General features: G+C 55.4%; 25 protein-coding genes. 13 read left to right on the top strand and 12 right to left on the bottom strand.

The genetic code is table 11. From position 1 onward, the window contains the following. The first annotated feature begins 238 nt into the window (after positions 1 to 238). Complete coding sequence (typA, locus tag ACOTY5_RS20945) at positions 239 to 2062, top strand: ribosome-dependent GTPase TypA (protein WP_006808726.1); 1824 nt, start codon at positions 239 to 241, stop codon at positions 2060 to 2062. An 80-nt stretch (positions 2063 to 2142) separates the two neighbouring features. Here typA and ompL read toward each other — a convergent pair whose 3' ends face one another. From ompL to yihU, 7 genes are all read right to left on the bottom strand, one after another. After that, positions 2143 to 2829 carry a porin OmpL gene (gene ompL, locus ACOTY5_RS20940; protein ID WP_003861929.1) on the bottom strand — a complete coding sequence of 229 codons (687 nt, stop codon included), beginning with the start codon at positions 2827 to 2829 and terminating at the stop codon, positions 2143 to 2145. Between the two features lie 74 nt (positions 2830 to 2903). Further along, complete coding sequence (locus ACOTY5_RS20935) at positions 2904 to 4328, bottom strand: MFS transporter (RefSeq protein WP_017382668.1); 1425 nt, start codon at positions 4326 to 4328, stop codon at positions 2904 to 2906. A 43-nt stretch (positions 4329 to 4371) separates the two neighbouring features. Next, positions 4372 to 5754, bottom strand: a complete 1383-nt coding sequence (locus ACOTY5_RS20930; protein WP_006808723.1) for an MFS transporter — start codon at positions 5752 to 5754, stop codon at positions 4372 to 4374. A 45-nt stretch (positions 5755 to 5799) separates the two neighbouring features. Further along, complete coding sequence (locus ACOTY5_RS20925; protein ID WP_015569903.1) at positions 5800 to 7824, bottom strand: alpha-glucosidase; 2025 nt, start codon at positions 7822 to 7824, stop codon at positions 5800 to 5802. 16 nt (positions 7825 to 7840) lie between these two features. After that, a complete protein-coding gene (yihS, locus tag ACOTY5_RS20920) occupies positions 7841 to 9082 on the bottom strand; it encodes a sulfoquinovose isomerase (RefSeq protein ID WP_045142556.1) in 1242 nt (413 codons plus the stop codon). Positions 9083 to 9096: 14 nt separating this feature from the next. Beyond that, the gene (yihT, locus tag ACOTY5_RS20915; protein WP_015569905.1) at positions 9097 to 9972 is read right to left on the bottom strand and encodes a sulfofructosephosphate aldolase; all 876 of its coding nucleotides are present in this window, start codon (positions 9970 to 9972) and stop codon (positions 9097 to 9099) included. Between the two features lie 17 nt (positions 9973 to 9989). Further along, positions 9990 to 10880: a sulfolactaldehyde 3-reductase gene (gene yihU, locus ACOTY5_RS20910; protein WP_062934167.1), complete on the bottom strand. Its 891-nt coding sequence runs from the start codon at positions 10878 to 10880 to the stop codon at positions 9990 to 9992. A gap of 155 nt (positions 10881 to 11035) precedes the next feature. Between yihU and ACOTY5_RS20905 the strand changes: the two genes are divergently transcribed. From ACOTY5_RS20905 to fabY, 6 genes are all read left to right on the top strand, one after another. Continuing rightward, a complete protein-coding gene (locus tag ACOTY5_RS20905; protein ID WP_045142557.1) occupies positions 11036 to 11932 on the top strand; it encodes a sugar kinase in 897 nt (298 codons plus the stop codon). Between the two features lie 34 nt (positions 11933 to 11966). Further along, positions 11967 to 12767 (top strand): DeoR/GlpR family DNA-binding transcription regulator, encoded by an 801-nt coding sequence (locus tag ACOTY5_RS20900; RefSeq protein WP_045142558.1) that lies wholly within the window; start codon positions 11967 to 11969, stop codon positions 12765 to 12767. Between the two features lie 118 nt (positions 12768 to 12885). Further along, positions 12886 to 13485: a glucose-1-phosphatase gene (gene yihX / locus ACOTY5_RS20895; RefSeq protein WP_003861947.1), complete on the top strand. Its 600-nt coding sequence runs from the start codon at positions 12886 to 12888 to the stop codon at positions 13483 to 13485. Beyond that, the gene (locus ACOTY5_RS20890) at positions 13479 to 14360 is read left to right on the top strand and encodes a virulence factor BrkB family protein (RefSeq protein ID WP_003861949.1); all 882 of its coding nucleotides are present in this window, start codon (positions 13479 to 13481) and stop codon (positions 14358 to 14360) included. Before yihX ends, ACOTY5_RS20890 begins: the two co-directional genes overlap by 7 nt. Next, positions 14357 to 14794 carry a D-aminoacyl-tRNA deacylase gene (dtd, locus tag ACOTY5_RS20885; protein ID WP_015569909.1) on the top strand — a complete coding sequence of 146 codons (438 nt, stop codon included), beginning with the start codon at positions 14357 to 14359 and terminating at the stop codon, positions 14792 to 14794. The genes ACOTY5_RS20890 and dtd overlap by 4 nt, the downstream gene beginning before the upstream one ends. A 44-nt stretch (positions 14795 to 14838) precedes the next feature. Further along, a complete protein-coding gene (gene fabY, locus ACOTY5_RS20880; protein WP_015569910.1) occupies positions 14839 to 15780 on the top strand; it encodes a fatty acid biosynthesis protein FabY in 942 nt (313 codons plus the stop codon). Positions 15781 to 15788: 8 nt separating this feature from the next. Here the strand turns inward: fabY and ACOTY5_RS20875 are convergent, their stop codons facing one another. Then, entirely contained in the window at positions 15789 to 16709 is a 921-nt protein-coding gene (locus tag ACOTY5_RS20875) for an alpha/beta hydrolase (RefSeq protein ID WP_045142559.1), read from the bottom strand. A 198-nt stretch (positions 16710 to 16907) separates the two neighbouring features. Between ACOTY5_RS20875 and ACOTY5_RS20870 the strand changes: the two genes are divergently transcribed. Beyond that, on the top strand, positions 16908 to 17150 hold the full coding sequence (locus ACOTY5_RS20870) for a ribbon-helix-helix domain-containing protein (protein WP_015569912.1): 243 nt from the start codon (positions 16908 to 16910) through the stop codon (positions 17148 to 17150). Positions 17151 to 17152: 2 nt separating this feature from the next. Continuing rightward, positions 17153 to 17524, top strand: a complete 372-nt coding sequence (locus ACOTY5_RS20865; RefSeq protein WP_045142560.1) for a type II toxin-antitoxin system VapC family toxin — start codon at positions 17153 to 17155, stop codon at positions 17522 to 17524. 39 nt (positions 17525 to 17563) lie between these two features. Here ACOTY5_RS20865 and fdhE read toward each other — a convergent pair whose 3' ends face one another. The 4 genes from fdhE to fdnG are packed head-to-tail and all read right to left on the bottom strand — an operon-like array spanning position 17564 to position 23087. Further along, entirely contained in the window at positions 17564 to 18493 is a 930-nt protein-coding gene (gene fdhE, locus ACOTY5_RS20860; protein ID WP_045142561.1) for a formate dehydrogenase accessory protein FdhE, read from the bottom strand. After that, the gene (fdoI, locus tag ACOTY5_RS20855; protein WP_003861958.1) at positions 18490 to 19125 is read right to left on the bottom strand and encodes a formate dehydrogenase cytochrome b556 subunit; all 636 of its coding nucleotides are present in this window, start codon (positions 19123 to 19125) and stop codon (positions 18490 to 18492) included. Before fdoI ends, fdhE begins: the two co-directional genes overlap by 4 nt. After that, a complete protein-coding gene (gene fdxH, locus ACOTY5_RS20850) occupies positions 19122 to 20024 on the bottom strand; it encodes a formate dehydrogenase subunit beta (RefSeq protein WP_014072386.1) in 903 nt (300 codons plus the stop codon). The genes fdoI and fdxH overlap by 4 nt, the downstream gene beginning before the upstream one ends. A gap of 12 nt (positions 20025 to 20036) precedes the next feature. Then, complete coding sequence (gene fdnG, locus ACOTY5_RS20845; protein WP_085929672.1) at positions 20037 to 23087, bottom strand: formate dehydrogenase-N subunit alpha; 3051 nt, start codon at positions 23085 to 23087, stop codon at positions 20037 to 20039. A 371-nt stretch (positions 23088 to 23458) separates the two neighbouring features. On the opposite strand from fdnG, the gene fdhD reads away from it, so the two are divergent. The 4 genes from fdhD (at position 23459) to ACOTY5_RS20825 (ending at position 26586) form a co-directional block, all read left to right on the top strand. Beyond that, entirely contained in the window at positions 23459 to 24295 is an 837-nt protein-coding gene (fdhD, locus tag ACOTY5_RS20840) for a formate dehydrogenase accessory sulfurtransferase FdhD (protein ID WP_023295636.1), read from the top strand. 114 nt (positions 24296 to 24409) lie between these two features. Then, positions 24410 to 24622: a DUF1471 domain-containing protein gene (locus ACOTY5_RS20835; protein WP_045142562.1), complete on the top strand. Its 213-nt coding sequence runs from the start codon at positions 24410 to 24412 to the stop codon at positions 24620 to 24622. A 486-nt stretch (positions 24623 to 25108) separates the two neighbouring features. Continuing rightward, positions 25109 to 25822 (top strand): DUF1120 domain-containing protein, encoded by a 714-nt coding sequence (locus ACOTY5_RS20830; RefSeq protein ID WP_045142618.1) that lies wholly within the window; start codon positions 25109 to 25111, stop codon positions 25820 to 25822. Positions 25823 to 25899: 77 nt separating this feature from the next. After that, positions 25900 to 26586 carry a fimbria/pilus chaperone family protein gene (locus tag ACOTY5_RS20825; protein WP_045142619.1) on the top strand — a complete coding sequence of 229 codons (687 nt, stop codon included), beginning with the start codon at positions 25900 to 25902 and terminating at the stop codon, positions 26584 to 26586. Positions 26587 to 26591: the final 5 nt, after the last annotated feature.

Raw genomic sequence — 26591 nt, 5'->3', positions numbered from 1 at the left:
ACCATAGTGCAGAAGGGCTGCACCACATTGGATTTGTTGCACCATTATAGTGCTTCTGTGTGAACATCGAGCACCATATTGGTGCAATTTACGTTAAAGTGCCCTTTTACCGCTCCGTGAAAGCGATCACAAAGCATCTCTGCAATACTTGTTTGCGGGGGATGTTTGTGATCCTGTTTTGTAGTGCGATTAATCCGTGTACAATAACGCGCTATTTCTAAATGCCTGAGGCAAAGTTGTGATCGAAAAATTGCGTAATATCGCCATCATCGCGCACGTCGACCATGGTAAAACTACCCTGGTTGATAAGCTGCTACAGCAGTCCGGTACGTTTGATGCTCGTGCCGAAACTCAAGAGCGTGTGATGGACTCCAACGATTTGGAGAAAGAGCGTGGGATTACCATCCTCGCCAAAAACACCGCTATCAAATGGAATGACTACCGTATCAACATCGTTGATACCCCAGGGCACGCCGACTTCGGTGGTGAAGTTGAGCGCGTGATGTCCATGGTGGATTCCGTGCTGCTGGTGGTTGACGCATTTGATGGCCCTATGCCGCAAACGCGCTTCGTGACCAAAAAAGCATTTGCCCACGGCCTGAAACCTATCGTTGTGATCAACAAGGTTGACCGTCCTGGCGCGCGTCCTGACTGGGTTGTTGACCAGGTCTTCGACCTGTTCGTTAACCTCGACGCGACCGACGAACAGCTGGACTTCCCTATCGTTTATGCGTCTGCGCTGAACGGTATCGCCGGTCTGGATCACGAAGACATGGCGGAAGACATGACTCCGCTGTACCAGACGATTGTTGACCGCGTTCCTGCGCCAAACGTTGACCTGGAAGGCACCCTGCAAATGCAGATCTCTCAGCTCGACTACAACAACTATGTTGGCGTAATCGGCATTGGTCGTATCAAGCGCGGTAAAGTGAAGCCTAACCAGCAGGTCACTATCATCGATAGCGAAGGCAAAACCCGTAACGGTAAAGTCGGTAAAGTTCTGACTCACCTGGGTCTTGAGCGTATCGAGAGCGACATCGCTGAAGCGGGCGACATCATCGCCATCACCGGTCTGGGTGAACTGAACATCTCCGACACCATCTGCGATCCGCAGAACGTCGAAGCGCTGCCAGCCCTGTCCGTTGATGAACCAACCGTATCCATGTTCTTCAACGTCAACACCTCTCCGTTCTGTGGTAAAGAAGGTAAGTTTGTTACCTCTCGTCAGATCCTTGACCGCCTGAACAAAGAGCTGGTGCACAACGTTGCGCTGCGCGTTGAAGAAACCGAAGACGCTGATGCATTCCGCGTTTCGGGTCGTGGTGAGCTGCACCTGTCTGTTCTGATCGAGAACATGCGTCGTGAAGGTTTCGAGATGGCGGTTTCCCGTCCGAAAGTTATCTTCCGCGAAATCGATGGCCGTAAACAAGAGCCATTCGAAAACGTAACGCTGGACGTTGAAGAGCAGCACCAGGGTTCTGTGATGCAGGCACTGGGTGAGCGTAAAGGCGACCTGAAAAACATGAATCCAGATGGCAAAGGCCGCGTACGTCTCGACTACGTGATCCCAAGCCGTGGCCTGATCGGCTTCCGTTCTGAGTTCATGACCATGACTTCCGGTACTGGTCTGCTGTACTCCACCTTCAGCCACTACGACGACGTTCGTCCGGGCGAAGTGGGCCAGCGTAACAACGGCGTGCTGATCTCCAACGGTCAGGGTAAAGCGGTTGCGTTTGCGCTGTTCGGTTTGCAGGATCGCGGTAAGCTGTTCCTGGGCCACGGTGCTGAAGTTTACGAAGGCCAGATCATCGGTATTCACAGCCGTTCTAACGACCTGACGGTAAACTGCCTGACCGGTAAGAAACTGACCAACATGCGTGCGTCCGGTACTGACGAAGCAACGGTTCTGGTTCCACCGATCAAGATGACCCTGGAGCAGGCTCTGGAATTCATCGATGATGACGAACTGGTCGAAGTGACGCCTCAGTCAATTCGTATCCGTAAACGTCACCTGACCGAGAACGATCGTAAACGTGCAATGCGCGGTGCGAAAGAAGAGTAATTCGGTTATGCCGTAGGCCGGGTAAGCGCATGCGCCACCCGGCAACGAAAAAGCCGCTGAGCGATCAGCGGCTTTTTTTATTAGAACGAATACCGCAACCCTAAACGGATCCGGTACTGCTCGCGGTTGTAATCATTCCATCGGTCCAGCCACTGTAGCTCAAGATACGGCAGCCAGTTTCTGTCGATCTTATAGCTGAATTTATTGGTAATTTCCCAGTGATGGTCTTTGCCATTTTTGCTGTGGTAATCATTCACCCGCTGGAAAAAGTGCGGCTCAAAGGTGTAGAAAAACGCATCCGTCACTTTGAAATTCCAGTAGTTGGCAAATTCATGTGTGTCGTTCTTATCCATCTGCCCGTTATAGTCCGGCGTATCGTAATTGTTATGGTTATAGCGATAGCGGAACGTCAGATTAAACCAGTCCGTAAATTTATAGTTAGTATCTAAATAAACCGCGCCACCTGATCCTGCGCTGCTGTCATTAATCAAGCCGCCGGGCTGGAAGGTCAGTTTGTCGGTCGGTTTGAAGAGTGGATACCACCCCTCAATTTCGTTATAGCTGTGCTTCAGTTCGTCCCATTTCCCCACGTTATAAGCGTTGGTGAACATCAGTCCCGCGCCCATATCGAAGTTATAGCCCGCACGCAGGATCACTTCGTGCAGCTCAGAGGCGGTGTTGTAGGCTTCGCGCGTTTCGACATAGGCCCCGGCAAAAACCGGGCAGGATACAGACGACACGATCAGTACGGTGATGATTCTTTTCATAATTTGTCCATGTATCAGGTACAGAAAGGCCTCCCTCCTGATAAACAGGAAGGACATACTGGCCGGATTTATTGTTATAAAGTGACTGCTGACGCTTTATTGTTGGTGGTTATCTCAGGGGTATTTGCTGTCTGTTTTTTCCGTTTTCCAATCTCCTCGATAATAAAGGCGAAGCGCGCTTCGTTGAGTTTATAAAACAGCCCCATGGTCACGGCGGCAACGATCGCCAGGCCGCACGGCCAGAGGAAAATAAGCTGACGCAACCCAAGCAGCGTGCCTGCGCTCTGTACGGCATGGGGAACATAGCCAATCTGGGTCAGCATGATACCGGGCAGAAAACCGGCCAGCGCCGCGGAGATTTTGCGCGAGAAGGTATAGCCGGTATACACCGACCCTTCGGCGCGGATCCCGGTTTTCCACTCGCCGTAATCAACCGTATCCGGCACCAGCGCCCAGTTCAGGCTGTTCACAAACGCGGTGCCGAAAAAGGCCATGCAGGAAAAGAGCACGAACAGCAGGGAACTGGTTCCCCAGACGAAGTTCAGCACGTCGCCCACCGCCCACAGCGTCAGCCCGCCCAGATAGACCGGCTTCTTGCCAAAGCGCTTCACCGCGCCAGGCACCAGAAACACGCCAATCAGAATGCAACCCATGCTGAAAAAGCCCATCCATGACAGGAGATGCAGATCGTTCAGCACGTACTGGGTGTAATAGACCTGAATCGCCAGCTTGATGTTAAACGCGGCGAGGGTACACAGGTTGGCGATGCACAGCACCAGCAGCGGCGGATTGCGGAAAATCGCGCAGAACGATTTCAGAATGCCGGGCTTATGGTGATCGGGCGTAAGCTCGACGTAGCGCTCTTTCACCCCGCTGTAGCACCACCACATGCAGAACAGTCCCCCGGTGACGAACACCAGCGCGGCCACCAGATAGCCGAGTGAGGGCTGGCTGACGAACAGCGCCTGAATCGGCATAAAGCCGACAGTACAGAGCAACAGTCCTACCGTTGCGCCGCCCTGACGCCACGCCGCAAGCTGCGCGCGCTCGTTCGGGTTTTTGGTGATGGCCGGAACCATTGCACCGTAGGCGCAGTTCATCAGGCTGTAGCAGAGGCCAAACATCATGAAGAGCACGGTGGCGAGGGCCGTTTTCACCGTCAGGCTAAAGTCGTTGGCCATAAACTGCGCCGTGGCCACCAGCGCCACCGGAACGGAGGCGTAGAGAATGAATGGCCGGAATTTGCCCCGCGCGCCGATATTACGCCGGGAGTCCAGCAGCACCCCGGTCAGCATGTCGGTAAACGCGGTAAAGAACTTGGCGACCAGAAAAATGATGCCGCCGTAGAACGCGGGCATGCCCAGCTCGTCCGTGTAAAACTTCAGCAGATACAGCGTGCCAATACACAGCATCAGGTTCGAGCCAAAATCACCCATCCCGTAGGCGCACTTCTCTCGCAGGCTCAATTTCAGGGTTAACGGATCAGTATTATGTGTCATGGTCGATCCTCAAAGCGCCCCGCAGGGCGCTCAATCACGTCATTTATGCCGTACGTTTGCGCAGCTCAATTTCTTCCACGATGCGCACATACATCTTCTCGTTAAGGTTGTAGAAGCAGCCCATCGCCACGATGGTGATGACTGCCAGCAGACTCGGATAGATAAATATCAGCTGCCGTAGCCCTTCAACCGTGCCGGCGGATTGCACCACGTTGGGCACATAGCCGATCTGCGTGAGCATGATCCCCGGGAAGAAGCCCGCCAGCGCCTGCGATACCTTACGGAAGAAGGTAAAGCCGGTGTAGACCGTCCCCTCGGAGCGTACGCCGGTGCGCCACTCGCCGTATTCCACGGTATCGGACACCAGCGCCCAGTTCAGGCTGTTCACGAACGCGGAGCCGAAGAACGCCAGGCAGGAGAACGCCACGAAGCTCACCGAGCCGCCGCCGAAGAAGTAGTTAAGCAGATCGCCTGCCACCCAAATCGTCAGCCCGCTGATGTAGACCTTTTTCTTGCCGAAGCGCCGCACCGCGCCGGGCATCATAAAGACGCCGATAAAAATACAGCCCATGCTGAAGAAGCCCATATACGACAGCAGGATCGGGTCGTTCAGCACGTACTGCGTGTAGTAGACCTGAATGGCGAGTTTGACGTTAAAGGCGCCCAGCGTGCACAGGTTAGCGATGCACAGGATAAACAGCGGACGGTTCCCGGCGATGGCGCGAAACGACTGCAACAGCCCCGGTTTCTGCGCCGGGTTAGCAGGCTGCGTCTCGACGTAACGCTCGGTTACGCCCTTATAGCACCACCACATAAAGAACAACCCGAACAGCGAGAAGAGGGTGGCGGCAAAGATGTAGCCTAGCTGGTCATTGCCCTCAATGAGATTCATCACCGGGACAAAGCCCACCGTACAGAGCAGCAGACCCAGCGTGGCACCGCCCTGGCGCCAGGCGGCCAGCGAAGCACGCTCGTCCGGGTTTTTAGTAATGGCGGGCACCATCGCGCCGTAGGAGCAGTTCATCATGCTGAAGAACAGGCCGTACAGCATGAACAGCACCGTCGCCATCACCGTTTTACCGGTAATTTCAAACGGTGTGCCGACGAAGTTAGCTATGGCCAGCAACGTTACCGGGAAGGCTGCATACAGCACGAACGGGCGGAATTTCCCTTTCGGGCCGATCTTGCGCCGGGAATCGAGCATGATCCCGGTGCCCATGTCGGTGAAGGCGGTAAAAAACTTCGCAATCAGGAAGATAATCCCGCCGTAGGTGCCAGGCAGCCCCAGCACGTCGGTGTAGAACTTCAGCAGATACAGCGTGCCGATATCAAGCAGGATGTTAGAGCCGAGATCGCCCATCCCGTAGGCGAGTTTTTCTTTAAACGGCAGGCGCAGGGTTGCCGGATCAGAAGTATGTTGACTCATTATTGTTCTCCGTCTGCCCGCAGGTTTCCCCGCGGGCGAGCCTTATCAGATATGACGTAAGGTGCTAAACAGATCTGCCCATTCGCTGTGCTGGCGATAGAAGACCGGCGGTTTGCCGAGCGGGGCATCAACGGTGATGTCACCGCCCTGGCAGGTTTCCCCGGTCCACGCATTGACCCAGGTGTCCTGCGGCAGATAGAGCGACCAGTCGCGGCGTCCCTCTTCATGAACCGGCGCCACCAGCAGATCGCGGCCAAACAGGTACTGGTATTTCAGCGTGTAGGCGCGCGCGTCGTCCTCGTAGTGCAGGAACAGCGGGCGCATCACCGGTAGGCCGCTCTTCGCGTTCTGCGCTACCGCAGCTTTGATGTACGGCTTCAGAGTGGTGAAGACGGTGGTCATGCGCGCGAAGTGGGCGATAGTTTCCGCGTCGCCATCGAACTGCCAGTTATCGCCAGGGCGGTTGCCCTCGTGGGTACGCATCATCGGCGTAAAGGCGCTGAAGTCGCACCAGCGCAGCAGCAGCTCTTTGCTGCGCTTCATCTCGAAGAGGGTCGTATAGCCGCCAATGTCGCTGTGGTGCAGCCCGTGCCCGGTCATCGCCAGCGACAGCGCCGCCGGTACGACGGACGCCAGACCATCGTCCAGGCTCCAGTCGACGTTCTGATCCCCCGCCCACATCATCACAGAGTGCTTCTGGCTGCCGGTGTAGCCCGCGCGCATGAAGAACAGGATCTCCCCGAGCTTGCCGGTCTCCTCCAGCGCTTCGTAGTTACATTTCGCCCACAGGGCAGGCCAGGCGTTATGCATGATCTCCGCGCTCACGCCGTTGTGCAGGAAGGTATCGGTCGGCAGATATTCCCCGAAATCGGCCATCCAGCCGCCGCAGCCCAGTTCGATCAGGTTCTTTTTGATCACCTCTTTGTACCAGCTGTAGGCTTCCGGGTTAGTCAGGTCGATAACGCCCGCGTAGAACTCGCCGAACTCAACGTGGTAATCCTTGCCGTCGGCATCTTTGGTCAGATAGCCGCGCTTCGACGCCTCTTCGCAGAGATCTTTATCGCTGGCGACGTAAGGGTTGATATAGGAGAGGAACTGCACCCCTTCCTCTTTCCACTGCGCAATCCGCTCATCAAGCTGCGGATAGAGCGCGCTGTTCCACTTCCAGTTCCACATTACGCGTTTGCCAAAGGAGGTCATCCGGATGCCAGACCAGTCCTGCGCCCAGATGCCGTTTACCTTCACGCCGCCCTCGCGCATGGCGTCGAGCTTCTGCTGACACACCTCGGTGCCGCCCTGAATACCCAGCGTCACGCCGTCGTAAACCCAGTCCGGCAGTTCAGGCTGACGCCCCAGCAGGCCGGTCAGTTTTTCCAGCAGATCGACGTAGGTTTCTGCGCATTCGAAGCGCAGCGTGGCGTTATCTTCCCAGAATGCCAGCTCGTGGAAGTCCGGCGCGCTGAAGTCGAAGTTCATATAACAGCTGTTATCCACGTGGCAGTAGTACTTCTGGGTGCTCACGAAGGTAGGCTGTGGGAAGAAGGTCCAGTAGTAATCGCCGCCCGCGTTCTCTTTGCAGTCGGCCTGCCAGGTGACGTAAGTCTGCTTGTTGCGGCCCACGCCCTGCTCGCTGGTCCACAGCGGGAACGGCTTGCCGCGCAGATCGAAATACGAGAACTGCTCGCCGCAGCCGTAGATATGATCGTCAGGCTGAGCCGCCAGCCGCAGCCAGATGCGGTTATGGCTGGCGGCGTCATTTTTCAGCTTCAGCTCCAGACGGCCTTCGCCATCCACGCCCACCAGCAGCGTCGCGCTCACCGCGTCGCCGCGGGTAAAGCGGATTGCCCAGCCCGCGCTTTGCTGTGTGACGGTCGCGTTCGTCAGGGCAATCTTTTCGTTAAGCTTGTCTTTGATGCTGAAATTGCCGCGAAACATCTCGATATCCGCTTCGCCTGCACCGATCCACAGGCAGGGGGCATCCGCAGAGTGGGATAAAATCAGACGGTCCTGCCAGCGCAGGGTGAAACCACTTTCGTTATTTTTCAGGTCAATATTGTGTAGGGTACGCATAAAAACTCCGTCTTTATTATTTGGCCAGGCTATCCAGTAATCCGGCGGCTACGGCAGGGGCTAAGCCCGGCGCCAGCGGCAGGCGGGGGATCACCAGGCAGTGCAGCAGGTGGTAAATATCCTGCTTGCCGTCCCAGACTTTGGTGGTCACTTCGTTATTGGTGTCCAGCTCCTGCCACCATGAACCGTTTTCGTAATCCATCAGGTACTTGATGCAGTAATCCCACCATTTCTGATACCAGGCTTCGTACTGCGCCTCACCGGTGACGGTGTAGAGGGCATAGGCCGTGCCCATCGCCTCGACGATTGGCCAGCGCACGCGTTCGCGCACGATAGGCTTGCCGTCCCAGCCCACGGAATAGACAAACCCGTCAGCCCCGTCGGGTGCCCAGGCGTCGCGGATGGTGGCGTGAAACAGGCCTTTCGCATCTTCCAGCAACCATTCCGGCGGGGTTTCAAAGCGGGCTTCCAGCGCGGCACGCAGGTGCAGCATCAGGCGGCCCCACTCGATCCAGTGCCCCGGCGTGCCGCCGTAAGCGCGGAAGCGGTGGGCCGGGTTATCGATGTTGTAATCGCGGATCGGGTTCCAGTTGGTGTCGAAATGCTCGTTAACGCGGTACTCCCCTTTGCGCGCCACGTCGTGAATAATCACCGAGGCGATGCGCAGGGCGCGGTCGAGCCATTTCCGGTCGTGGGTCACGTCATAGACGATGAGGAAGGCTTCCACTGCGTGCATATTGGCGTTACCGCCGCGGTAATCTTCCGTTTTGCTGAAGGCTTCGTCCCAGGACTCCAGGCACATCTGCTCCTGTTCGCTCCAGAAGTAGCGCTCAATCACTTCGATGGCGTCGTCCAGCAGCTTGCGCGCCTCGGGGTGGCCGGTGGTGACGGCGCTCGCCGCGCCCAGCAGGACGAAGAAATGCTGATAGCCCTGTTTGGACGCATCAATCACGCCTTCATCGTTTACGCAGGCGCACCACCCGCCGTGCTGTTTGTCGCGCAGCGGACCGTTCAGGGCATTAATGCCGTGCTCAACCAGGGCGTACGCGCCGGGGCGCCCCATGTTCGCCGCCACCGCGTAAACGTGCAGCATGCGGGCGGTGATCCACAGATGGGTGCCCATATCGCTGCGCACCTGCCCGTTATTGCCCAGCCAGCCAAAGCCGGTCGGTACGGCAGCGTTTTTACCGAAATCGAGAATGCGGTCGGTCTCTTGTTCGAGCCAGCGGTTATGGCTCAGGGTGTTAAACCATTTCATGTTCGGGTCCTTTCTTAACGGCGAGCCATCATTTCGTCGACGATCTCACCCAGACGCTGAAGTTTTGGTACGGAAATATCACGCAGCATCAGCTCGGTGTCCGGTAGGCCAATCACCGATGACCAGACGGCGCGACCGGCTAAAAAGCCTGATGCCCCCGCCTGCATCGCCACGCTTACGGCACGCGGGAATAACTTATCGTCCACGCCGGAGGAGAGGATTACCCACGGCATGGCGATGTTCTCGTTCAGCTTCTGCGAGGCCGTCAGTAGCTCGTGCTGCGTGCCCTTACCAAACAGCGGCATTTCCACTTTGTAGAGGTCGGCACCGCTGTCGCCCAGCTCTTTGGCCGCATCGATAATCGCCTGCTCGCGGTCAAACGCGGCGCCGCGGCGCGGGGGACGCACCACCGGCTCGATAATGCTCAGCAGCCCGTTGTCGTGGCACAGCGTATTGAACGCTTTCACCATTTCCAGGCGCTGCTGCGGATCTTCATCGCTGCGCCACAGCACCAGCAGCTTCAGCGCCTTACCGCCATCGCGTTTGACCGCCTGCGCGTCAACGTTCTTGTCGATCACCACGCTGTCGACCGGAATGCCGTTCCCCGGGATAAACTCGTCGGCGGCGACAATCATTGCGCAGCTTTTGGCCACGGCCTGCTGCTCGACAATCTGGCGATAGCAGAACTGCTGGTCGACGAGGATCGCAGAGGCGTACGGCGACAGAATTTTCGCCGCATTGACCTTAAAATCCGTCAGGTGCTGGTCGGTTACCGGCACCGGCGCGCCTGCGGCAGCAAACATCAGGCGCATCGCTTCGCGCTGATCCACGGCCAGCATCGCAAAACCGCCGGAAGGTCGGGTGATATCTTTCAGGGTGTACATCGTCATTCCTCAGTCCTTTCGTATCAGTGTGATTTTTTCAGCCCGGCAGATGCGCGAACCTGTTCAAGAATGGCCGTCCAGTCTTCGCGCCCGCGCCCGGCGGCGCGTGCCTGGTTGTAAACTTCGCGGGACGCCGCGCCCAGCGGCATCGGAACGTGGAGCTGGTTGGCTACGTCCAGGGCGATCCCCAGATCTTTATGCGCAAGGTCGATCATGAAGGCGGGTGAAAGATCCCCTTTCAGTACCTTGTTCGGCCATGACGTGGTGAAGTGGCCTTTACCCGCCGGCGTGCCGCTCATCACCTTGAGCGCCACGTCAAAGGAGAGGCCAAGCGCTTCGCACAGTACGGCGGCCTCGGCGGAAAGGGCGTTCAGGGCGATGCTCATGTAGTTATTGATGAGCTTCACGCGGATGCCCATGCCCGGCCCGCCAGCGTTAATCAGTTCATTGCCCATCGCCATTAAGACGGGGGTGGCGCGCTCAACCTGCTGCGCCGTACCGCCCGCCAGCAGGAGCAGCGTACCGGCGATGGCATGATTAGAGGTGCGTCCGACGGGCACGTCCATCAGGCTGAAGCCTTGCTCAGCCATGTCGCGGATCAGCGCGTCGGTTTGCAGCGGGTGAATGGTGGACATATCAATCACCAGCGCGTCGCGGGATAACCCTTCGCACACGCCGTGCTCGCCGAACAGCACGCTGCGCACCAGGTCGCCGTTTGGCAGCATAGTGATCACGAATTCGGCATCCGTTGCTGCCTGTGCGGGCGTAGCCGCCGCCCGGGCGCCGCTCTCTACCAGCGCCTGAACCGCCTGCGGGTTCACATCAAAAACGTTAAGCTGGTGGCCCTGTTTCAACAGATTCTTCGCCATGGGCGCGCCCATCTGTCCTAAGCCGATAAATGCGATTGCTGACATGCCTCTCTCCTGTCACATCGTGTCAATTTTTGCGCGTTTGTGGTGTCTGTTTTTGATCGTATTTGTAATTTATAGTCAAAAAATTGACACGGGTCACTTTTTAAACATTTGGTGAAATTAAAATGAAGGCATCAGAAATCGCAGAAGGAATCACCATGACTCGCATCGTTTGTGTCGGCATTACCGTGCTGGATCGCATCTGGTATCTCGATGATTTACCGAAAGAAGGTGGGAAATATGTCGCAAAAGATTATACGGAAGTGGGCGGCGGCCCGGCGGCAACGGCGGCGGTGGCAGCCGCGAAACTGGGTGCGGAAGTGGATTTTATTGGCCGGGTGGGGGACGACGATACCGGCAGACGGCTGCTCGCGGAGCTGGAATCCCTGGGGGTGAACACACGCTATACGCGCGTTGTTAAGGGAGCCCGATCGTCGCAATCGGCGGTGCTGGTGGACGCAGGTGGGGAAAGGGTGATTGCCAACTACCCCAGCCCCGATCTCCCTGCGTCGGCAGACTGGTTGCAAGAAATCGACTTCTCTCAGTGGGACATTGTCTTAGCCGACGTGCGCTGGCATGACGGGGCAAAACAGGCATTTACCCTGGCCCGTCAGCAGGGTGTACCGACGTTGCTGGATGCGGATGTCACCCCGCAGGATATCGCGGAGCTGATCGCCTTAAGCGACCACGCGGCCTTCTCCGCGCCAGGACTGCGGCGGTTAACGCAGCTGGATGAAACCGAAAACGCGCTGAAGAAAGCACAAACGCTCACAAATGGACATGTGTATGTCACACAGGGGCGAGACGGCTGTTTCTGGCTGGAAAACGACACGCTATGTCATCAGCCTGGGTTTGAAGTGAACGTCATTGATACCACCGGGGCGGGCGACGTGTTCCACGGTGCGCTGGCGGTCAGCCTGGGGCAGAAATTACCCGCCGCAGACGCCGTGCGTTTTGCCAGCGCCGTCGCAGCACTGAAATGTACAAAGCCCGGCGGGCGCGCGGGTATACCCGACTGTGATCAAACCCGCTCTTTTTTGTCACTTTTTGTATAAAATGCGGGGCGTGATGGTTTTCAGAGGACAGCCCATGAGCCTTACCGAACTGACCGGCAACCCGCGTCACGATCAGCTGCTGACGCTGATTGCCGAACGCGGCTATATGAACATTGATGAACTGGCGCAGCTACTGGATGTCTCCACGCAAACCGTGCGCCGGGATATCCGTAAGCTCAGCGAGCAGGGGCTGATCACCCGTCATCACGGCGGCGCGGGCAGGGCATCCAGCGTGGTCAACACGGCGTTCGAACAGCGTGAAGTCTCGCTTACCGAAGAGAAACGGGCGATTGCCGAAGCGATTGCGGACTATATTCCCGACGGTTCGACCATTTTTATCACCATCGGGACGACCGTGGAGCACGTTGCCCGGGCACTGCTTAACCATAATCATCTGCGCATCATCACTAACAGCCTGCGGGTGGCGCACATTCTTTATAAGAATCCGCGCTTTGAGGTGATGGTGCCCGGCGGTACGCTGCGCCCGCATAACGGCGGCATTATCGGTCCTGCGGCAACGGCGTTCGTGTCAGGATTTCGCGCAGATTACCTGGTCACCAGCGTCGGGGCGATAGAGCACGATGGCGCGATGATGGAATTTGACGTTAACGAAGCCAGCGTGGTGAAAACCATGATCGCTCACTCCCGTCACATTTTACTGGCGGCCGATCATACGAAATACCACGCCTCCGCGGCGGTTGAAATTGGCAACGTGGCGCAGGCGACGGCGCTGTTCACCGATGAGCTGCCCGGCCCGGCGCTGCAAAATCACCTCAAATCCAGCAAGGTTGAGGTTGTCGAAGTCAATTCCGGAGAAGAGCAGCAGGCTGGCTGAAAATCCTATGGCCCGATATTGCGATTCGGGCCTTTCCTTTCTCTAAGCTGAATCTGGCGCATAGCTAAAGTTTCTCTTTCCCGCTACAGTTACTTTTCCACGGCGAAAGGAGATAAACATGCTTTATATCTTTGACTTAGGAAATGTAATCGTCGATATCGATTTTAACCGGGTGCTGGGCGCATGGAGCGATTTTAGCCGTGTTCCGCTGGCGACGTTAAAGCAGAATTTCGCGATGGGTGAGACTTTCCATCTGCACGAGCGCGGTGAGATCAGCGATGAAGCGTTCGCAGAGCGTTTCTGTCAGGAAATGGGTCTCTCGTTAAGCTACGAGCAGTTTTCCCACGGCTGGCAGGCCATATTTGTCGCGATCCGCCCCGAAGTGATCGACATCATGCACAAGCTGCGCGAGCAGGGGCATCGTGTCGTCGTCCTGTCGAATACCAACCGCCTGCATACCACCTTCTGGCCGGATGAATACCCGGAAATCCACGCGGCGGCAGATAAGGTGTATCTCTCCCAGGAGATGGGGATGCGTAAACCTGAGGCGCGCATCTATCAGGCGGTATTGCAGGAAGAAGGATTCACGGCGGCGGATGCGGTCTTTTTTGACGACAACGCCGATAATATAGAAGGGGCTAATCAGTTAGGTATCACCTCCATTCTGGTGACCGGAAAAGAGACGATACCGAACTACTTTGCGAAGCAGTTATGCTAAAAACCGTTCATCAAAAAGCCAATCACCACACGCGCCCGCTGAGGGCGTGGCTGAAACTCCTCTGGCATCGCATTGACGAGGACAACATGACCACGCTGGCGGGCAATCTCGCTTACGTGTCCTTGCTCTCGCTGGTGCCGCTGGTGGCGGTGATTTTTGCGCTTTTTTCGGCGTTTCCGATGTTTGCCGATGTGAGCATGCAGCTTCGCCATTTTGTTTTCGCGAACTTTATTCCTGCCACCGGCGATGTGATCCAGAACTACATTGAACAGTTTGTCGCTAACTCCAGCAAGATGACGGCGGTGGGGGCATGTGGGCTTATTGTTACCGCGCTGCTGCTGATGTACTCCATCGACAGTGCGCTCAACACCATCTGGCGGAGCAAAAAAGTCCGCCCGAAGGTTTACTCCTTTGCCGTCTACTGGATGATTTTAACCCTTGGCCCATTGCTGGCGGGGGCAAGCCTGGCGATCAGTTCCTACCTTCTTTCGCTGCGCTGGGCGACCGACTTAAACAGCGTGATCGATAACGTGCTGCGTATATTCCCGCTGATTTTATCGTGGCTTTCGTTCTGGCTGCTCTACAGCGTGGTACCAACCACGCGCGTACCCAACCGGGATGCCGTGGTGGGTGCGCTGGTCGCGGCGTTGCTCTTTGAGCTGGGCAAGAAAGGATTCGCGCTTTATATCACCATGTTCCCCTCTTATCAGCTGATTTACGGCGTGCTGGCGGTGATCCCCATTTTGTTTGTCTGGGTCTACTGGACGTGGTGTATCGTCTTGCTTGGCGCCGAAATAACTGTCACTCTCGGGGTCTACCGCGAACTCAAAAAAGCAGCAGAAGCTGAAAAACAACAAGAAGCAGACCAACCATGATTGCATTGATTCAGCGCGTAACCCGTGCCAGCGTCACCGTGGCGGATGAGGTGACGGGTGAAATTGGCCCAGGACTTTTGGTGCTCCTGGGTGTCGAAAAGGATGACGACGAACAAAAAGCCAACCGCTTGTGTGAGCGCGTACTGGGCTACCGCATTTTCAGCGATGCGGAAGGCAAGATGAACCTGAACGTTCAGCAGGCGGGCGGCAGCGTGCTGGTGGTCTCCCAGTTTACGCTGGCCGCGGATACCGAACGCGGCATGCGCCCGAGTTTTTCGAAGGGCGCGGCACCGGATCGCGCAGAAGCCCTTTACGAGTACTTTGTTGAGCGCTGTCGCCAACAGGACATGAATACACAAACCGGACGATTCGCTGCGGATATGCAGGTTTCGCTGGTGAACGATGGCCCCGTCACATTCTGGCTCCAGGTATGAGCCAACTGGCGGCATGGCCGCGGGTAACAAGAGAGAGTACAGCTATGTATCACCTTCGAGTACCGCAAACGGAAGAAGAATTAGACGCTTATTACCATTTCCGCTGGGAAATGCTGCGCAAGCCACTGCATCAACCTAAAGGCTCTGAACGCGACGCCTGGGACGCGATGGCGCACCACCAGATGGTGGTTGATGAAGAGGGCAACCTCGTTGCCGTGGGACGTCTGTATATCAATGCCGACAACGAAGCTTCAATCCGCTTTATGGCCGTTCATCCCTCCGTGCAGGACAAAGGCCTTGGAACGCTGATGGCTATGACGCTGGAATCCGTTGCCCGTCAGGAAGGGGTCAAGCGTGTCACCTGTAGCGCCCGCGAAGATGCCGTTGAGTTCTTTGCCAAGCTTGGTTTCGTGAATCAGGGGGAAATCACCGCCCCGCAAACTACGCCGATTCGTCACTTTTTGATGATCAAACCCATCGCCACGCTGGACGATATTCTCCATCGCGCCGACTGGTGCGGGCAGCTCCAGCAGGCGTGGTATCAGCACATTCCTCTCAGTGAAAAAATGGGTGTGCGTATTCAGCAATATACCGGGCAAAAATTTATTACCACCATGCCGGAAACCGGCAACCAGAACCCGCACCATACCCTGTTTGCCGGCAGCCTGTTTTCACTTGCCACGCTCACCGGCTGGGGACTGATCTGGCTGATGCTGCGCGAACGTCATCTCGGCGGCACCATTATTCTGGCCGATGCCCATATCCGCTACAGCGCCCCGATCAGCGGCAAGCCGAGCGCGGTTGCTGACCTGGGCGCACTGGGCGGCGATCTCGACCGTCTGGCGCGTGGACGTAAAGCACGCGTACAGATGCAGGTGGAGCTGTTCGGCGATGAAACGCCAGGCGCGGTGTTTGAAGGCACCTATATCGTTCTGCCTGCGAAGCCGTATGGCGCGTATGAAGAGGGCGGGAACGAGGAGGAGTAGTCTCCTTTTCACTCTCGCCCGGCATGGTTAATGCGCCAGGCAATATCTCGCATAACGTCTCGCGCTGACTGGCTAATTCCACCCAACTGGAAGAAGCCGTGTATTACACCCCGCCATCGTTGAGCGGTACACTTCACGCCTTGCTCCGTGAGGCGCTGATAAAGCGCCTCGCCTTCGTCGCGTAACGGATCATACTCCGCGGTAACAATATGGACCTTCGGCAGACCGCTAAAGTCGTTGCGCCACAGTGGGCTGACGTCAGGATGTTGACGGTCGGCTCCAGCCAGATACATTTCATAGCCGCTCAAAAGGGTATCGCGAGTAATCACGTAATCCATGCCATTGAGGGTATAGCTTTCAAAACTGGCCGTAGCGTCGAGCATGGGGTAGATAAGAATGAGCTGCGCGGGATCCCAGAGACCTTTGGCCTTAAGCCGCAATGACGTTACCAGCGCAAGATGACCTCCCGCGCTGTCTCCACAAAGTGTAATCCGGTTTTTATCCACACCTAATTGTTCTGCATTTTGCCAGACAAGATCTGCCGCTCTCTCTGCATCGTCATGCGCTGCGGGGAATGTATGCTCGGGTGCGAGTCTGTACTGTACCGCAATGACCCGGCAGTTACCGTAAAACGCCAGTTGGCGAAGCTGATTATCATGGGTTTCAAACCCACCGCTGACAAAACAACCGCCATGATAGTAGAGGGCACAAGGTAACATTTCAGGGGCATTGAAAGGCGAAAAGACCCGAAAGGTCATATTCTCAAGAACAAGCGTTTCAACCTGGATACGCGTTTCTGTTTCCCCGGCCAGCGCTGTGCTGGCGACATATCCGCTTCTCCGGTCATCAATACTCTGCTTTCGCGAGGAAGGTCGTCCTGCGGCAATAAACTCCTGTACCAGCTTATCAATACCCTTTTCCAGTGCCATGATTACGTCCTTTTACTGTGTTTTTATACAGTTTATAGCCTGGTTTACAGCAGATGAAAACAGAGAAATGTTGAGAGGTGCATATTGTGGAAAGCGGCTCGCAAAATCGAACATTCCCTAAAAAACGTCCTTTCACCCTAAATTGATAAAGAGTATTTTGCCTGAAAATTAACCAAAGATGATATACTAAGGTGATATATGAGCGTTTTGGCGGAACTTGATATGGGCAGAATACTTATCGATTTGTCTGATGACGTGATTCAACGTTTGGATAATCTCAAGCAATTGCGAAATCAACCACGTGCTGAACTGCTTCGGGAAGCGATAGAACTGTATCTCGACCAGCAGAGTTCTTCTGTTATCCGAAATGCGCTTGGTCTGTGGGGAGACAGAAAAGAGGACGGGCTTGAGTATGAACGCAAGCTGCGTGAGGAGTGGTAATCATGGAGCACATGGCAGTGTTTGATACCAATATTCTCATTGATCTCTTCAACAACCGTGTTGAAGCTGCGGATGCGATTGAGCATACCGCGTCGCATCGTGCCATCAGCTTAATTACCTGGATGGAAGTAATGGTGGGCGCTCGCAGGCGTGGTCATGAAGCGAAAACGGCAGCCGTGATGGGCGCTTTTGAAATTATTGATGTGTCTCGGGATATTGCGGAAAGAAGCGTTTCACTACGTGAGAAGCATGGAATGAAACTGCCTGATGCTATCATTCTGGCCACAGCGCAGAGCAGAAAATGTCCGTTGATTTCTCGCAACACGAAAGATTTTGCGGGTATTGACGAGGTCCTTACGCCTTACCAGGTGTAGGCCGGGCAAGCTCGCGCCGCCCGGCACTCTCACAGGAGATTACTCCCCTTCACCCGGGAACAGGAACGGGTTGATCGAGCTGCGGGCAAAGCCCTCCTGCTCCATCTTCGCGTCCAGAATCAGCGAGGCGAGATCGTCGGCCACCGCTTCGACTTTCGGGTCTTTTTCCTGATACAGAATCTTCAGGTAGGTTCCGCAGTCGCCGCAGCTTTCCGCTTTCACAGCCGCTTCTTCATTTTCCAGCGACCAGTAGTTCAGATCGCGGGTCTGTTCGCAGTTGCTGCACTTGATGCGCACCACGTGCCACTCGGTTTCACACAGGTTGCAGTGCAGGTAGCGCAGCCCCTGAGTGGTGCCGATTTGCACCATGCTGGAGACCGGCATTGAACCACACACCGGGCAGAACTGGCGCGCTTCGCCGTATTCGGCGCGGGCTTTACCTGGAATCAGGCTCGCCATTTGCGCCCAGTAGAGCGACAGTGCAGCCCAGATGAACGGCGCTTTATCGCTGCTCACCAGTGAGAAGTCGGAAGCAAACAGCGCGCTCGCCATCTCTTCCAGCTCCTGATCGGAGGCTTTTTCCAGGTTCTCAATGACTGCCAGCGCCGTGCCGCTCATCTCGGGCTTCAGCTCGGCGATCAGGGAATGCAGCAGCTTATGCCAGTGCTTGTCGCGCGGCAGGACGTGAATATCCAGCGGCGGTTTGCCCTGCTCGTTGGCTTCTTTGATGCGTGCGGTCAGGTCCATTTGCAGCGGATGGTCGTACAGCACCACTTCCTGCGCATGGGCGACCAGCGCGGCAAAACGCAGAAAATCGCCCAGCGGGTTGTTCTCTGCCAGCTCGCGCAGACGCTCTGCGCGGCGGTTGTAGAGGTTCTTGAGTCTGGGGAATAACAACGGCGGAATATACTCCGCCGTACGTTTCTCGCTCGACCCCAGCTCATCTTGCGGGATTATGCGAATACTCATTCAGATGACTTTTCCTGTTTCTGGCGGACTTCTCGGTACCAGCGCGGGTGATGTTTCTTCGCCCACGTTTTGGTGACCCAGCCTTCCACCATCGCGGTAATGGTGCCTTTCACCCAGAGGGCGGCGTAAATATGCACCATGATAACCACAATTAACGCCACTGCGGCAAATGAATGCAGCATCAGCGCGAATCGGATCACCGGGATTGAGAAAGCAGGCGCAAAGTACGGACGCCAGATGATCACGCCGCTCACCAGCAACAGGACCAGGAAGATAATCGCCGCCCAGAATACGCATTTCTGGCCGAAGTTATAACGCCCGGTATCACCCACTTCCTCGTTGACGACGATCTTACGAATATTCTTCGCCCAAAAGATATCATCCCGATTGATTAGGTTATGGTGCCAGTAACGGAAAAACATGATGATGAACGACGCGAACATGATGACGCCCACAAACGGGTGCAGTATACGCGCCAGCTGTGGTGTCCCCATGATCTGCATCAGCCAGTTGAAGGACGGGAAGAAGAACCCCAGCCCGCTTATCGCCGCCAGCATGAAGCAGAAGGCGGTGACCCAGTGGTTGATGCGTTCCGGCGCGGTGTAGCGCACGATGGTGTCACGTTTTCTCATTTGCGCACCTCGTCTTTCTCTTCATGCAGGTTGTCGTCTTCCTCTTCCGCACGGTTCGGACCAACGCCGACGTAGTGGAAGATGCTCGCTGCGAAGGTGGCCGCAAAACCGACCGCGGCCAGCGGTTTCCAGATGCCTTTCCAGAACTTCACGGTCGCGCTGATTTCCGGGTTCTCCGGCAGGCCGTGATACAGATTCGGCTTGTCGGCGTGGTGCAGCACGTACATCACGTGCGTACCGCCAACCCCGGCCGGATCGTACAGGCCTGCGTTATCGTAACCACGGGTTTTCAGCTCGCCCACGCGCTCTGCCGCCAGCGTTTTCATATCCTCTTTGGAGCCAAAGTGGATAGCGCCAGTTGGACAGGTCTTCACGCACGCTGGCTCCTGGCCGACATTTACGCGGTCAACGCACAGCGTACATTTGTAGACGCGGTTGTCTTCCGGGTTCAGGCGCGGCACGTCAAACGGACAACCCGCGATGCAATAGCCGCAGCCAATACACTGCTCGGACTGGAAGTCGACGATGCCGTTGGCATACTGAATGATAGCCCCTTCTGACGGACACGCCTTCAGGCAGCCCGGATCCGCACAGTGCATACAGCCATCTTTGCGGATAAGCCATTCCAGTTTGTCGTTCTGCTCCACTTCCGAGAAACGCATTACCGTCCAGGACTTGGCGGTCAGGTCCGCCGGGTTGTCGTACACCCCGACGTTGTGACCCACTTCGTCACGGATGTCGTTCCACTCTGAACAGGCCACCTGACAGGCTTTACAGCCGATACAGGTGGTCACGTCGATAAGCTTCGCCACTTCCTGCTGGTGGTCCCGCGCCTGAGGCGCGGGCGTGAAACCGTTAGTCGCGGAACGACGGATAATGTCTTGAGATTGATAAGCCATAAGTCGTCTCCGTTACACCTTTTCCACGTTCACGAGGAAGGCCTTAAACTCCGGCGTCTGCGTGTTCGCATCGCCGACGAACGGCGTCAGGGTGTTCGCAATAAACCCTTTCTTCGCCACGCCCTCATAACCCCAGTGAATTGGGATGCCGATGGTATCCACCTGCTGACCGTGAACGTTCAGCGTGCGAATACGCTTGGTCACCACCGCCTTGGCTTTGATGTAGCCGCGGTTAGAGGAGACCTTCACGGTATCGCCATGGGCAATGCCGAGTTTGTTCGCCAGCTTCTCGCCGATCTCCACAAACTGCTCCGGCTGCGCGATGGCATTCAGCAGCGCGTGCTTGGTCCAGTAGTGGAAGTGCTCGGTCAGACGGTAAGTGGTGCCGACATAAGGGAACTTGTCCTTTTTACCCAGCGCTTCAAAATCGCCCTTGAAGATGCGGGCTGCCGGGTTAGAGACCACGTTCGGGTGCAGCGGGTTAGTACCCAGCGGCGTCTCAAACGGCTCGTAGTGTTCCGGGAACGGACCTTCCGCCATCTTATCGATAGCAAACAGGCGCCCCATCCCTTCAGGCTGCATGATAAACGGCCCGACATCGCTGCCTGGTGCGGCAGTGCTGTAGTCCGGAATATCCACGCCGCCCCATTTCGCGCCGTCCCACTTCAGTAGCTGACGCTTCGGATCCCACGGGTTGCCCTGCGGGTCAGCAGAGGCGCGGTTATAGAGGATGCGGCGGTTAAGCGGCCACGCCCATGCCCAGCCCAGCGTATTGCCGAGGCCCGACGGGTCGGCGTTATCGCGGTTGGCCATCTGGTTGCCTTTCGGCGTCCAGCTACCGGCAAAGATCCAGCAGCCGCTGGAGGTCGTACCGTCATCGCGCAGGTGCGCAAAGGTGCTGAGCTGATCGCCTTTCTTCGCCAGCACCGCACCGGTCGCCGGGTCGATAACGTCCGCCAGCGCCTTACCGTTGCTCTCCATCGCCACTTCTTCCGGAGACGGATTCTCTGGCGTCGAGTAGTTCCAGGTCATGTTCAGCACCGGCTCAGGCGTTGCGCCGCCTTCAGCCGCGTACATTTTACGCAGACGTAAGAAGATACCGGCCAGGATCTCGCCGTCGTTCAAGGCGATGCCCGGGGCATCCGCGCCTTTCCAGTGCCACTGCAACCAGCGGCCGGAGTTGACGATAGACCCGTTCTCTTCCGCGAAGCAGGTAGACGGCAGACGGAACACTTCGGTCTGAATCTTCGACGGATCGACATCGTTCGACTCACCGTGGTTCTGCCAGAACGTCGACGTTTCGGTATTGAGCGGGTCAATCGTCACCAGGAACTTCAGCTTCGACAGAGACTCGACAACCTTGTTCTTGTTCGGGAACGACGCCACCGGGTTAAAGCCCTGGCAGATATAGCCGTTGACCTGGCCCTGGTGCATCATTTCGAAGTACTGAAGTACGTCGTAACCTTTGTCCCACTTCGGCAGCCAGTCAAAGCCCCAGCTGTTTTCCGCCGTCGCCTTGTCGCCGTAGAAGGCTTTCATCAGCGAGACGAAGAACTTCGGATAGTTGCCCCAGTAGTTCACCTGGCCTTCGAGCAGCGGTTTTGGCGTGCTGGCCGTCAGGTAGGTTTGCAGATCGGTCTGTTTCTCGCTCGGCAGGTTCATGTAACCCGTCAGGCTCTGAGACAGCAGGCCGAGGTCGGTCAGACCCTGAATGTTGGAGTGACCGCGCAGGGCGTTCACGCCGCCGCCTGCCATCCCCATGTTGCCGAGGAGCAGCTGAACCATCGCCATGGTGCGGATGTTCTGCGCGCCGATGGAGTGCTGCGTCCAGCCGAGCGCATACAGGAACGACGCGGTTTTATCTTTCGCGCTGGTTTCCGCAATCAGCTCGCACACCTTCAGGAAATCCGCTTTCGGCGTCCCACAGATGTTTTCGACAACCTCCGGCGTATAGCGGGAAACGTGCTCTTTCAGCAGGTTCCACACGCAGCGCGGGTGTTGCAGGGTGGTGTCGCGCTTCGCAAAGCCGTTTTCGTCCAGCTCGTAGTTCCAGCTGGTTTTGTCGTATTTGCGTTTTTCGGCGTCATAACCGCTGAACAGGCCATCTTCGAAGTGGTAATCCTCACGCACGATCAGGCTGGCGTTGGTATAAGCTTCGGTGTACTCGCGGTTATATTTTTCGTTGGTCATCAGGTACAGCAATACGCCTGACAGGAAAGTGATGTCAGTACCTGAACGAATAGGGGTGTAGAAATCCGCCACTGACGCTGTACGCGTAAAGCGGGGATCGATCACAATCAGCTTCGCGCCGTTGTGGATTTTGGCTTCCATCGCCCAGCGGAACCCGACAGGGTGCGCTTCAGCGGCGTTACCGCCCATCACCACAATGAGGTTGGCGTTTTTGATGTCGACCCAGTGGTTGGTCATCGCACCGCGACCAAATGTTGGAGCAAGACTTGCTACCGTTGGTCCGTGTCAGACACGCGCCTGGTTGTCGACCGCGAGCATACCGAGTGCGCGCGTAAATTTCTGGGTTAAATAGCCGGTTTCGTTACTGGACGCAGAAGCACACAGCATGCCGGTGGAGAGCCAGCGGTTAACGGTGGTGCCTTCGGCATTCTTCGCGATAAAGTTGGCATCGCGGTCTTCTTTCATCAGCTTAGCGATGCGATCGAACGCTTCCTCCCAGCTGATTTGCTGCCATTTGTCAGAGCCGGGAGCGCGATACTCAGGAAACTTCAGGCGGCTTTCGGAGTGGATAAAATCTACCAGACCGGCCCCTTTCGGACACAGCGCACCACGGTTGACCGGGTGATCCGGATCGCCTTCGATGTGGAAAATGGATGCTTTGGCGTTTTTCGCACCGTCGCCGAGGCTATACATTAACAGCCCACAGCCGACGGAGCAGTACGTACAGGTGTTACGGGTTTCGCGGGTGCGCAGCAGTTTATACTGCCGTGTTTCCGCCAGCGCTACACCGGGCGCAAAGCCCAGTGCCGCCGCCGTGGTGCCTGCCATACCGCCAGCGCAGATCTTAAAGAACTGCCTTCTGCTGACCTGCATGGGTCACTCCTTGGTTCATTACGACATTGCTATGTAGTTTTACTTTGCGGTTGAGAATTAACCGCAAAGGAGAAAAATTTGCATTAATCCCTCATTTCTCCGAGGGATAAGCCCAGAATACCACAATGTCGGTACGCCTGTTCTAACGGGGTTAAAACAAAGTGAACGTATTATCACGGCATTGATTATAAAATGTGATATCAATCACATTTTATCCTGTGCATGTTAAAGAGGTGTAGCAGCTGATCGGTTGCACCCCTCCGTATTGAGTAGGAGAATGGTTGCTGAAAAGTTGATCCATACTATGCGTAAGGCCTGCCGTTTGTGTTGCAATAGCAGGCTCACTTCCGTGGTTGTTCAGGAATACCGTTGTGTCTAAACAAAACCGTGCTGCCCACGTGTCGCCACTGCCTGCGGGCATTGTGGAACTGTCGGTACACAGACCGCCTCACATTTCACATGCCACGCCGGATTTTCTGGCGGAAGAGGTCCCCGTTGCCCTGGTTTACAACGGGATTTCGCATGTGGTGATGATGGCTTCGCCGAAAGATCTGGAACTGTTCGCCATAGGTTTTTCCCTCTCGGAAGGCATCATTGCGCATCCGCAGGAGATCTACGGTATGGATGTGGTTCAGGCCTGTAATGGCCTTGAAGTACAAATCGAACTCTCCAGTCGTCGCTTTATGGGGCTGAAAGAGCGCCGCCGGGCGCTGGCCGGACGTACCGGCTGTGGCGTGTGCGGCGTTGAACAGCTTAACGATATCGGTAAGCCCGTCGCGCCGCTGCCGTTTACCCAGACCTTCAACCTCGGTAACCTCGACAAAGCCCTGGAGCACCTCAATGATGTCCAGCCCATAGGTCAGCTGAGCGGCTGTACACATGCTGCGGCGTGGTTGCTCCCGTCGGGCGAGATCGTCGGAGGTCATGAAGATGTGGGCCGCCATGTGGCGCTGGATAAGCTGCTGGGCCGTCGCGCGCGTGAAGATGCCGTCTGGCAGCAAGGGGCCGCGCTCGTTTCCAGCCGCGCCAGCTATGAAATGGTGCAGAAAGCGGCCATGTGCGGCGTGGAGATCCTGTTTGCGGTGTCGGCTGCGACAACGCTGGCGGTCGAAGTGGCAGAGCGCTGCAACCTGACGCTGGTGGGGTTCTGCAAGCCGGGCAGGGCGACAATTTACACCCATCCGCAGCGATTGATTGTTAATCAGTAATTTTGAATGAGTATAGCAAAACCTTCCGCTTTTAGTTGTTCATGATGAGGGCTAGTATTTATCTCATCAAGGCACGGTGCCTTATCTAAACAACTTAACGAAAAGGTTTATCTCATGAAAAGCATCAAAAATTTTGTCGCTGTAATCGCTCTGGCTGCTTCTTTCGGTTCTTTCGCTGCGCAGACTGTGACCGCATCCGCCTCTACCCTTGATGGCGCAGAAGCCAAAATCGCCGCACAGGCTCAGGAAGCGGGCGCGTCATCCTACAAAATTACCCAGGCATTCACCGGTAACCGCGTACACATGACCGCTGAACTGAACAAATAAGTCATATAGCCGCTGTCCCTTGCTTTTCGGAGCAGGGACAGGTTTCATTCTGCTCCCCTGTTTTAACCCGCCTTCCTGTACAAACCGCCTGTATTTTCAACCTGACAGAAGATAGCCATATCCTCCGGGATATTTCTTATTGGTTGAATAATAACTATAATGTGCCGTCCGGTTGAGTTACCCTTACTTAAAAATCAGCAATCTCATACATGATCTAAATACAAGGTCTGACCAGTTCTTTTAATTCATTTCAATAATGTATGATTTCATGTCTTTCAGACTGTATTTCGGGATTTATTATATAAATAATCAATAATTGATCCCAAATAATAAGGAAATCCTCAGGCTTTAATCCTAAAGAGATTCGGAGTCATTGACCCCGGTTATTCATGATGATAGTTTCAAAAACAATATTAAATCTTTACCCCTAAAACCAAATATTTCTCTTTTGGTTTATTTTGTATTTAACTCATATAAGGAAATTAAATGAACGCGATGTTTAAAAAAGGAGTGCTGGCATCTGTACTGGCAGTAGCGGCGTCTTCAGCAATGGCGGCTTCCAGTGTTGATATTCAGGTTACGGGGAAAATTGTTCCGTCTTCCTGTACACCGGCATTTATTAGCGGTGGCGGTATTGCTGATTTTGGTACCATGAAGGTGGCTAGTCTGAATTCCACCACCCCAACCCCTCTGGCGGATGTTAAAATTATCCCTATTTCTATTACCTGTGAAGAAGCGACCCGCGTTGGCGTGACCTTTAACGATTCGCATGTGGATTCTGCGCCTACGGAGACTATTCCGGTGAACTTTATTGATTCGGATTTCCCTACCAGCGTGGGTTTTACGGCTGGCCTGGGGATGTATGGCGATAAGAAGATTGGCGCTTATTCAATGGGTATCCAAAAGACCGACGGGGCGACGACCAACGGAGACGGTGTAAACCTTTATCCAATCTTCACCAGCGATAACGGTGCATCATGGGGAGTTAAAAGCGGGGTTCGCTATTTACAGGTAAAACCTGATAAGAGTGAGATTTATTCCTTCACAGATCAAGCGACCGGTACAATTGCACCTGTTGCACAAACTAAAATTAACTTCAACGTGGGCATTGCCGCGATGATTAACCCAACCAACGATTTAAATATCACGGATGAAGCCACCCTGGACGGCTTAACCAACGTTGAGCTGGTTTATCTGTAATCACCCCCACGTATCATGAAATACCTGACACCTCACCCCGGTGGGGTGTCCTATACCAATATTAATGGACTAATATTATGCTGCTTTTAAAGAGAACGCTGATCTGTGCCTGCCTGCTGGCCTCATTCAACGGTATGGCTGCCGGGATGGTGCCGGATACCTCGCTGCTTATTGTCAATGAAGACAAGCAGGGGGCCAGCATGGATGTCAAAAACACCGATGCTGAAGCACAGCTGCTGTACACCAAAATTATTGATCTCCCGGACGACCCCAAACCGGGTCTGATTGCCACGCAGCCGGTTGTGCGCGTAGATGCGGGTAAAACCCAGCGCGTGCGTTTTGTGCTGAAAAACAGTAATGAGCCGCTGAAGGTGGAACATTTTAAGCGTGTCATTTTTACCGCTATCCCACAGCGTGAAAAAAATAAAGTTAAAGTGGTGTTTAGCCAGAACCTTCCCGTCATTATTCACCCGGCTGGCCTGGCGGTAAATATTGAACCCTGGAAGGCACTCACCTGGCAGATAAAAAATGGCAATGTCACGGTTGAGAATAATACGCCTTATGTCGTCCGACTGGAGCAAAAGGTGAAATTAATGGCCTCGGGTACGATCGCGACATTAGCTAAGACCTACATTCTTCCTGGCGAAAAAATGACGGCCAGCGCGTCAGCCAAAATATCAGCATCCGAAAAACAAATCGAAATCTATCCGGCAACGCGTTATGGCTATAAGGCAGGGAATTATATCGCCGACCTTCAACAATAAAATCA

The organism is Enterobacter cloacae complex sp. SHL018, assembly GCF_049237905.1.
GTDB classification, from domain to species: domain Bacteria; phylum Pseudomonadota; class Gammaproteobacteria; order Enterobacterales; family Enterobacteriaceae; genus Enterobacter; species Enterobacter hormaechei_C.
Note: the sequence above shows the minus strand (reverse complement) of the source record. Positions and strands in the feature narration are given on the sequence as shown.